6 protein-coding genes are annotated in these 7,308 nt (G+C 35.7%); 2 read left to right on the top strand and 4 right to left on the bottom strand.

What is annotated here, in order from left to right:
- The 4 genes from GSY74_RS07740 to GSY74_RS07725 form a co-directional block, all read right to left on the bottom strand.
- Positions 1-569 (bottom strand): hypothetical protein (locus GSY74_RS07740; RefSeq protein WP_164664528.1); only part of this gene is annotated, 569 nt, incomplete at its 3' end.
- 3 nt (positions 570-572) lie between these two features.
- Positions 573-3,326, bottom strand: a complete 2,754-nt coding sequence (locus tag GSY74_RS07735) for a DEAD/DEAH box helicase (RefSeq protein WP_164664527.1) — start codon at positions 3,324-3,326, stop codon at positions 573-575.
- A 123-nt stretch (positions 3,327-3,449) separates the two neighbouring features.
- Positions 3,450-3,749 carry an addiction module antidote protein gene (locus tag GSY74_RS07730; RefSeq protein ID WP_164664526.1) on the bottom strand — a complete coding sequence of 100 codons (300 nt, stop codon included), beginning with the start codon at positions 3,747-3,749 and terminating at the stop codon, positions 3,450-3,452.
- Positions 3,736-4,041 (bottom strand): type II toxin-antitoxin system RelE/ParE family toxin, encoded by a 306-nt coding sequence (locus GSY74_RS07725; RefSeq protein WP_164664525.1) that lies wholly within the window; start codon positions 4,039-4,041, stop codon positions 3,736-3,738. Before GSY74_RS07725 ends, GSY74_RS07730 begins: the two co-directional genes overlap by 14 nt.
- A gap of 268 nt (positions 4,042-4,309) precedes the next feature.
- Here GSY74_RS07725 and GSY74_RS07720 point away from each other — a divergent pair, with 268 nt between their 5' ends.
- Positions 4,310-5,707 (top strand): C1 family peptidase, encoded by a 1,398-nt coding sequence (locus tag GSY74_RS07720; protein ID WP_164664524.1) that lies wholly within the window; start codon positions 4,310-4,312, stop codon positions 5,705-5,707.
- Positions 5,704-7,233, top strand: coding sequence for a caspase family protein (locus tag GSY74_RS07715; protein WP_164664523.1), 1,530 nt, complete (start codon positions 5,704-5,706; stop codon positions 7,231-7,233). Before GSY74_RS07720 ends, GSY74_RS07715 begins: the two co-directional genes overlap by 4 nt.
- Positions 7,234-7,308 lie beyond the last annotated feature (75 nt).

Below are 7,308 nucleotides of genomic sequence, written 5' to 3'. Positions count from 1 at the left end.
TTACTATAGGTAAACTCCGTATCAATAATCTTGGTTCTTGGGATAAGCTTGTAATCATTTGGGATAGGATAGAGTAGTTTTAGTATCTCTCTGATATCCTCTTCAATATAGATGATATCACTATCTACTCTATATGAGTACCTGATGACTCTAATTACTAGCGAGAGTTCATCTTCTAAGTAGACTCTATCAGCATCATAACTTTTAACTTTTGGAGATTTTATTTTAATATTAAATCTAGATACTATATCTGCTGTATCAAATCTCCTATTTTCCCATATCATCTTATAGTATAGATGCTGGGATGCTTCACTTCTGCTAAGGATTGCATGAAATTTTGTGATAAACCTTGGATTATTAAAAAGCTCCAATATCACACTAAGTAATTTACCTTTGGTAGCTTGATACCTTTTCGTTTTATTAAACATAAAATCTGGTATTGGAAACTCTTTTAAATCCTCCTTTGGAAAATTATCTATCATATAGTCTAAAATCTGCTCTATATATCGTTTATATTTGTTTTCAAAAAACTCTCTCAACTCTTTTTTATCTAAACTTAAAAACTCCATCTCTTACCCCAAAATATAATCTAAATCCGAAGAGCTTAACTGCTTAAGTCCACCCTCATCACCACTAATAACCATATCAGTCATATCCTGCTTTTGCATCTGTAACTCCAAAATCTTCTCCTCAATAGTCCCTTTGGTTATCATCTTATAGGCAAATACTCGATTTTTTTGCCCAATTCTATGAGCTCTATCAATAGCCTGATTTTCAGCTGATTTGTTCCACCAAGGGTCAAAGATAAAGACATAATCAGCCTCGGTAAGATTCAATCCAACCCCACCAACTTTAAGCGTCATCAAAAATAGTGAGTGCTTTTTATCGTTTTGAAACTTTTCAACCAACGCCTCTCTATCTCGTGTGCTTCCTGTCATCATCAGATACTCTATCCCCATGCTCTCAGCTTTTGAGGCTATCAAATCGAGTGAGCCTAAGAAGTTTGCAAAGATAAGAACTTTGTGACCGTTTGCCACAATATCCTCCAACATCTCAAATAGCTGTTCCACCTTTGAAGAGACAATACTTTTTTCACTTTTCAGTTCAGGAGCCGAGGCAATCTGTCGCAACTCATTGAAGGCTTGGAGAATTACAAATTTTGATGAGTTTATCCCATTGGTCGCTATCTGCTGGTCTAAAATCTTTTTGTAGTAGTCTCTTTTCTCCTCATAAAACCTCTTATGAGCATCATCCATATCCACATAAATAACCTGCTCCTGTTTTGCAGGTAGCTCTGTTAGGACATCATTTTTGAGCCGTCGTAGTAAAAATGGTGAGATTTTAGCTCTTAGCACTCTTGCTACGGCTTCATTGCTATCACTCTGTATCGGCACAGCGTAATCTCTCTTGAAATCACGAATGGTAGAAAACATTCCTGCATTTAGAAATCTAAAGAGTGAATATAGTTCAAAGAGAGAGTTCTCAATAGGTGTACCACTTAGTGCAAACCGATGTTTTCCCTCTAAAAGCATCACAGCTTTTGAGATTTTTGAGTCAAGATTTTTGATATTTTGTGACTCATCCAAGATAATAGTATCAAATGTCAACTCTTTTAGCTTCTCTATATCATTTCGCACAATAGCATAAGTTGTCAAGATAATATTATGTTTTTTTAGCTCTTTTGGTTCTCTATCTGTACCATGATAACAGTAGTATGAGAGATTTGGGTTAAACTTATCAAACTCTTTTTGCCAGTTACTAAGCAGACTTCTTGGCATCACAATCAGAGATGGAGTTTTGCTTTTTGGATAGATATATGAGAGAAGTGTAATCGCCTGAACCGTCTTACCAAGCCCCATATCATCAGCCAAACAGCCACCAAATTTATTATCATAGAGATATTTCATCCACTTTATTCCATGTTTTTGATACTCTCTTAGCTTTACACCTTCTAGCTTTGGGAGTCTCTTTTTTGAAGATTTAAGCTCATTGAACCCCTCATAAAAACCTCTCGAATCACTAAATACCTTCTGCTCTTTTCTAGCGATTATCTCCTCAATCTCTGGCAAATCAAAAAATGAGACTTTGACTTTATCTTTACCATCTTTTTTGAAGACCCTCTCTAGTTTTGCCATATAATCTTTGTCGATAATAGATTTTTCACCATTTTGAAGAGGAATATATGCGTGTTTACGATAGAGATTTATCAAGTCAAAAACATCAAACTGCTCCTCACCAATATTTACACTCACATCACCTCTATCCAAAAAGTCGATTTTATCTTTGAATTTCACAGAAAGAGTTGGCGTTGAAGTGTTATAGTTATAAGCTTTGAGTTTTTCGCTACCAAAAAGTTCACACTTGGTAATAATACTATGAAGATGATTCAAAATAAACTTACCTGCCAACTCCTGATTGATAATAAACAGTCCATCCTCTTCTGAAAAGTCAAGCTCTTTTTTACCTCGTTTGAGTGAGTTTAGATTTTTAAAGATAGTTCCATAAATCTCAAATACATCAGCAAAATCACACTCATAGATAGAGATAATTTTGGTCAAATCATTCACAAGCACTATTTTAGTAATATTGAAATCATTAAAAAATTCAGGACTCAACTGCCCCACAGTAGCCGAAGTCCGAAGCACCAACTCATTCTCCACCGTAATCTTCTCAAAAATCACAGCAGGAGTTATCTGCTTGGTCTCTCTTTTCTCCTCAACACTATACCCATCATAGACAATATCAATATTTTCAAAGTGTGTTACCAAGATGGTCAAAAACTCCTCTAGCTTCTTCTCATCTATTGTTGTATTAAAGGTTTTTAGTCGCTCAAAATTATCACCAACACTAGAGACCTGTAGAACTCTATCTCCTATCAAAATATAACTGCTCGTCAAAAATTTAAACTCACTACTATCTCTAACCGTAGGTAACACAAGGAATTTATCACCCTCCCTAATCACCTCTAACTTAACTTGCAAAACCCCACTTTCAAACGAGATAGGCACATCTTTTGCACTGAATACCTTATCACTCAATCTCAACAATTCAAGCAGTCGTGGATGAGAATGCAGATATATCTCCTCACTCTCATGCTCCCAACTTATCTGAAAAAAGTCATCCTCACGACACTCATCAATGAGCTGTAAAATCTCTCTATCAAGCCCATTATAGACACGATAATCGACACCCTTTAATGGTTTGAGCTTGTTGTCACACACCTCTATAAAAGCACCATTATCATCAAAATCTATAATGTATTTAAATGAACTCTTCTCTTTGGCTCTGGTTAGAAAGCTCTTTTGTTGTTTGAATATCTCTAGCATTTTTGGTTACCATTTTTTTAAGGCTAATTTTATCTAAAGAAACTTTTTAACGGATTAAAACAGGATACTGAAGTGTTATTCTGGCATTATTTCAATAAAAAAGTAGGGTTGGTTTAACAATCCCTACCCAACTTGCAACCGAGGTATAGCACTAAATTGAATCTGCAAAGAGTTCATCACCTTCATCACGGTCTCAAATCTAGGTTTGGCATCAGGACGAAATGCTTTATATAGACTCTCTCTTCCCAAGCCTGTATCTTTGGCTATCTGTGCCATCCCTTTTGCTTTGGCAATATGTCCAATGGCTCTTATAAACTCATCATTATCCCCATCTTCAAGTACTTGTGAGAGATATTCAGCTATCGCCTCTTCACTATCAAGATACTCTGTTATATCAAAAGGTATTAGTTCACTGCTCTTCATCGCTGTACTCCTCTAGTAGTTGTTTTGCTTTTTCTATATCTTTTGATTGGGTAGATTTATCACCACCAACCAACAAAATAATTATCTTCTCTTCCCTTTTTGTAAAATAGACCCTATATCCAGGACCAGTTTTTATCCTAAGTTCTGATATATGCGTAGCAACAGGTTTTACATCACCAAAATTACCATTTTCCATTCGCTCAATGCGTCTAGCTATAGCGATACGACCTCTCATATCTTTCAGTTTAGAGAGCCATTTTGAGAAGAGTTTTGTTTTTTTTGCTTTGTACATTTTGTATTGTATCTAATTAGATACTTTGTGTCAAGGTTTTTGAGATTATATGCCATAGTCATTGAACATAAAATTAAATAGAGAACGGTTATCTAAAAAAGAGATGACACTTTTTTTGTAGGGTGGTTGCTTTTAAGCCCACCGATTAAATTTAAAAAGTGCAAACTGCTTATAAAGGATGTCTTTTTATCTACCCACTTAAGCATCTTTACGATATACTTTAAAAATCAAATTGCAATTTTAACCAAATAAAAACAAAAGGTAACATATGAGAAAAATTCTCTCGTTGATACTAACCCTAACCACCCTTTCATTCACCCAAACTTACCACAAAGGTCTAATCTTTGACGATGAGGCGTACCAAAATATCCCAAAAACAGCAAAGCTTCTTACAAGGGATTTTGAATCTCTCCCCACAGCAGTTTCACTACAACCTTACGCACCCACGGTTGGAAGTCAAGGGGCAACAGGCACATGTACAGCGTGGGCTACGGCGTATGGGGCGAGGACTATTTTGGAATCTATCACAAACAATAGGGAGTATAGTCCAAAAACAGATAGTTCTGTCTTCTCTCCGTCGTATGTCTATAATCAAATTAGAACGCGTCAAGGTTGTGATGGTGGAACGAATATTGGTAGAGCATTAGACCTTATTCAAAATCAAGGGGTGGCGAAATTGAGCCGTTTTAGATTTGATTGCAACAAGCCCATTACCCAAATGGATAGAAACCACGCCTCTGCTTACAAAATCAAAGATTTTAAGACGCTATTTTCAATAAATGACACAGAGAAGATTCAGCCAGTAAAAAAAGCTCTATCTCAAAAGAAACCAGTCATTATCGGAATGAGAACACCAGACTCATTTGACCATGCCAAGCAGTTGTGGCAACCTGCACAGGGTGATTATCATCAACCAAATCTTGGAGGTCACGCTATGGTGGTGGTTGGTTATGATGACAATCAAGAGGGTGGAAGTTTTCAGCTTATGAACTCTTGGGGCAAAAGATGGGGAGAGGATGGTTTCACTTGGATTAGGTACAGTGATTTTGGTCACTTTGTAAGAGAGGCTTATGAGATGATACCAAACCCACCACCACAAGAGCCAACAAGATTGGGTGGAGCGTTGAAGTTTGTTGACTCAAATGGCAATGAGATGAGTGCAACCTATAGCCACAACAGCAATCTCTACAAGATGAACCAACCCTATAAAACAGGTACAAGATTTAACTTTTTTATCCAAAATGCTCAACCTGCCTACCTCTACGCTTTTGGTCTTGATGCTCAAAACAAGGTCTCTACCATCTTTCCCCACGACAGCCGAATTAGTGCATTTTTAGGATACAAAAACTCTAGCATTGCTTTTCCTGATGAGCATAGCCACATTCGGATGGATAATCACATAGGCAAAGATTATTTCATTGTCCTCTACTCCAAAGAGAAACTGAATATTGACGCTATCAAAAGCTCATTTGCAAATCGGCAAGGTTCGGTTAGGGGTAGATTGAGAGCCGTTTTGGGTGAGGGGCTTATAGAGAGTGGTAAGATTAATTTTTCACAAAGCATGATTAAATTTAACTACGATTCAGGTAGAGGTGTGAAAGTTAAAAGCAAAGATAGTATAATTGCTGTTATTATTGAGTTTGACCATATAGGAGAAAATAGATGAGAGTTATATTTACGGTAATTGTTGCATTGTTGTTAGTTTCATGTAATACACCAAAAAGAAGTGTTACTACTACTCATGTAGTAAAAAAAGGTTTTGATGTTGTACCTAAGAAGATACGAGAAGAGAATAGGTTAGCTTTGGTTATTGGAAACCAGAATTATCAATTTTTTGGTAAATTAAATAATCCTGTGCTTGATGCTAAAAAGATGAGTATAGCTTTGAGACAAAAAGGATTTGAAGTTATTTCATTAGCCAATGCTTCACAATTTGAGATGCAGAGTGCCATAGAGAAGTTTTCTTATAAACTAAGAAATGGTGGTACAGGGCTTTTCTACTATTCAGGTCATGGAGTAGAGGTAGGTGGAGAGAACTATCTGATTCCTATTGATTCAAGAGTACCCTCACGAGTCAATAAGAGCAATTCAATTTCGTTGAGTTCAGTTATTTTAGGTATGAAAGATGCTAAAAATAGATTTAATATGGTCATCTTAGATGCTTGTCGAAGTCGTCCCGATGGTAAAGGTGGAGGAGGATTAGCTCCTCTAAATAGTGCTAGTGGTGTTTTTGTGGCTTATGCTACCTATCCTGGGGGGATTTCAGAAGATGGAGAAAAAGGTGGAAATGGTCTTTATACCAAACATCTTCTTCAAGAACTTAATCAGCCTTTAAATATTACTGATATTTTTAACAATGTGGGTCAAGCTGTCAAAGATGAATCTATTGACCATCAACAACGCCCTTGGACTAGTTCATCTATGTATGGGAAATTTTATTTTACTTTGCCAACTAAAAAACCTAATAATGTAGTTAACCCAAACATTCAAAAAGCTAAAATTGCTAAATTAGAAAAAGAGTGTGCTTTAAATAATGGGGCTTCTTGTTATACTCTTGGATTGCTATATGCAGGTGGTAGTATGGTAACTAAAAATATGTTTAAATCTTTAAAGCTTTTGTCTAAAGCTTGTGATTTAAATAATGGTGAAGCTTGTTCTCTTTTAGGTTTAGCATATTGGGGAGGCAAGGAATTACCACAGGATTATCAAAAAGCTGTTAAGCTTTATCAAAAATCTTGTGATTTAAATAATGTAGATGGATGTTATAATCTAGCAGTAGGTTATAATACAGGACAAGGTACGATGAAAGATATACCTAAGTCTCTGAAACTTTTTACTAAAGCTTGTAATTTAAATCATGCTCGTGCTTGTTATAATTTAGGTGCAGTTTATAACAATGGTATTTTTGTTCAAAAAGATTATCAAAAGTCAATTAAGTTTTATCAAAAATCATGTAATCTAAATAATGGAAGAGGTTGCTTTACTCTAGGACTTTCATATACTCAAGGTTATGGAATTCCTAAGAATTTCAATTTGGGAATGAAATATTTTGAAAAATCATGTGAATTAAAATATAATAAGGGATGTTTTATGTTAGGAATAGCAGTTGAAAGAAACCATAAGAATCTTGCAATTGAATATTATGAAAAAGCTTGTAATTTAGGTCATAAAGAAGCTTGTCATAAGTTTTAATCTACTCACTCCTCATCGCATCCTCTCCTGAGGTGCGATGCATAGGCAAAGATAACTAAGGTCAACGCTTCTCTC

The organism is Sulfurovum sp. bin170 (genome assembly GCF_010892395.1).
In the GTDB taxonomy this organism is placed as follows: domain Bacteria; phylum Campylobacterota; class Campylobacteria; order Campylobacterales; family Sulfurovaceae; genus UBA1140.
Note: the sequence above shows the minus strand (reverse complement) of the source record. Positions and strands in the feature narration are given on the sequence as shown.

Coding starts and splice junctions, on each gene's coding strand:
- GSY74_RS07725 (WP_164664525.1), bottom strand. CDS start 4,041: ATGTACAAAGCAAAAAAAACAAAACTCTTCTCAAAATGGCTCTCTAAA.
- GSY74_RS07720 (WP_164664524.1), top strand. CDS start 4,310: ATGAGAAAAATTCTCTCGTTGATACTAACCCTAACCACCCTTTCATTC.
- GSY74_RS07715 (WP_164664523.1), top strand. CDS start 5,704: ATGAGAGTTATATTTACGGTAATTGTTGCATTGTTGTTAGTTTCATGT.
- GSY74_RS07735 (WP_164664527.1), bottom strand. CDS start 3,326: ATGCTAGAGATATTCAAACAACAAAAGAGCTTTCTAACCAGAGCCAAA.
- GSY74_RS07730 (WP_164664526.1), bottom strand. CDS start 3,749: ATGAAGAGCAGTGAACTAATACCTTTTGATATAACAGAGTATCTTGAT.